This is a genomic window from Thalassospira sp. UBA848, from assembly GCF_002295455.1.
In the GTDB taxonomy this organism is placed as follows: domain Bacteria; phylum Pseudomonadota; class Alphaproteobacteria; order Rhodospirillales; family Thalassospiraceae; genus Thalassospira.
Map to the genome: position 1 here is coordinate 99,542 of NZ_DBGS01000032.1, position 1,949 is coordinate 101,490.

The window sequence follows — 1,949 nt, forward strand, 5'->3', positions numbered from 1 at the left end:
GCACAGATGGCCGGTGCCGGTCGCATCGTTGCCATCGATCTGAACGAAAAGAAATTCGACCTCGCCAAGAAACTGGGCGCAACCGATTGCATCAACCCGAAAGACTATGACAAGCCGATCCAGGAAGTCATTGTCGAGCTGACCGACGGTGGTGTTGACTGGTCGTTCGAATGCATCGGCAATGTCAATGTCATGCGTTCCGCACTTGAGTGCTGCCACAAGGGTTGGGGTGAATCGGTCATTATCGGTGTTGCCGGTGCCGGTCAGGAAATCTCGACCCGTCCGTTCCAGCTGGTCACCGGTCGCGTCTGGCGCGGCACGGCGTTTGGCGGCGTCAAGGGCCGCTCGCAGCTGCCAGACTATGTTGAACGTTACCTTGCCGGTGAGTTCAAGCTCTCGGACTTCATTACCCATACCATGAAGCTTGAAGACATCAACGAAGCGTTCGACCTGATGCATGAAGGCGAAAGCATTCGTTCGGTTATCCATTACTGATCGACACATAAACGTTTGAATAATTGCGCCACTGTCGGAAATTTTCCGGCAGTGGCCGATCAGAAGGAGACCCCGATATGGGTATCGAGAATTCTTCAAGCAACAAGGTCTTTGGCGGCTGGCAAAAGCAATATACCCACCCGTCAACCACCCTTGGCTGTGACATGCGCTTTGCGATCTTTCTGCCGCCACAGGCCAGCAATGGCGCAAAGGTGCCGGTCATGTACTGGCTGTCGGGCCTGACCTGCACGGATGAAAACTTCATGCAGAAGGCCGGTGCATTTCGCATTGCCGCCGAACTGGGCATCGCCATCGTCGCTCCGGACACCAGCCCGCGCGGCGATCATGTCCCCGATGACGAGAACGAAGCCTATGATTTCGGCAAGGGGGCGGGCTTTTACGTCAATGCCACGCAGGAGCCGTGGGCGCGCAATTACCGGATGTATGATTACGTGACCACGGAACTGCCCGCACTGATCAAGGATCACTTCCCGGTCAACGATGATGCGGTGATTTCCGGTCATTCCATGGGCGGTCATGGCGCACTGATGATTGCGCTGCGCAATCCGGGCACGTTCAAGTCTGTTACCGCCTTTGCACCGATTTCCAATCCGATCAATTGCCCGTGGGGCCAGAAGGCGCTTGGCAATTATCTGGGGGATGACAAATCAGCCTGGAAAGACTGGGACAGCTCGGAACTGATGAAGGCCGCAAGTGCGCCCGATGTTCAGACCCCGGCCCTGGTCGATCAAGGTGGTGCAGATGGCTTTTTGGCCGAGCAGCTTAAGCCCGAAGTGCTCGAAGCAGCCGCCAAGACATCAAACTACCCGGTCACCATCCGCATTCAGGATGGCTATGACCACAGCTACTATTTCATCTCGACCTTTATCGAAGATCATATCCGCTTCCACGCCAAGCATCTTGGACTGAGCTGATTGCACCAACGATCTTCGACTCCCCCGGCACGCCGCCCTACCGACTTCCCCCCTCAGGCGTGTCGGGGCTTTTCCTGTTGGCATCAAGTGATCGAAAGCGGCACCAAGCCCTAATCAAAACTGCGCGCATCAATCGCATCGGCGACATCATCGGCCATTTTAAGCGTGCGGATGATCAGCGGCACCACCATCGCAACAATGGACCGGTCAAGGCCGCGCGCACGCTGGGCATCACGGATTTCATGAGCAACCTGTGCAATCACCGGGATAAAGCGCAGCACCATTGAAATTGCCAGACTGACCTTTTCCGGATTGACGCCAATCGGGCGCAGGGGCTGCATGGCGCGTTCCAGCGATGCCAGCAGGTCGGACGTTTTGGTGGTCAGGGTCACAAGCGCGGCAAACATAACAATTGCGGCAATCCGGGTGATGACCAGCAACCCCGCCTGCCAGTCATTCAGCCAAAGCTGAACGGCAAAAAAGATCACCATCAGCCACAGGATCGGCTTGGTCTGCGCC

3 protein-coding genes are annotated in these 1,949 nt (G+C 56.4%); 2 read left to right on the plus strand and 1 reads right to left on the minus strand.

The window, feature by feature from the left end; translation table 11 throughout:
• Both B2R48_RS03885 and fghA read left to right on the plus strand, forming a co-directional pair.
• On the plus strand, positions 1-495 hold a 495-nt coding region (locus tag B2R48_RS03885), incomplete at its 5' end, for a zinc-binding dehydrogenase (protein ID WP_296998026.1).
• 77 nt (positions 496-572) lie between these two features.
• Positions 573-1,430 (plus strand): S-formylglutathione hydrolase, encoded by an 858-nt coding sequence (gene fghA / locus B2R48_RS03890; RefSeq protein ID WP_296998030.1) that lies wholly within the window; start codon positions 573-575, stop codon positions 1,428-1,430.
• Between the two features lie 110 nt (positions 1,431-1,540).
• Here the strand turns inward: fghA and B2R48_RS03895 are convergent.
• The coding region (locus tag B2R48_RS03895) for an energy-coupling factor transporter transmembrane component T (protein WP_296998032.1) at positions 1,541-1,949 on the minus strand (409 nt) is incomplete at its 5' end.

Coding starts and splice junctions, on each gene's coding strand:
- fghA (WP_296998030.1), top strand. CDS start 573: ATGGGTATCGAGAATTCTTCAAGCAACAAGGTCTTTGGCGGCTGGCAA.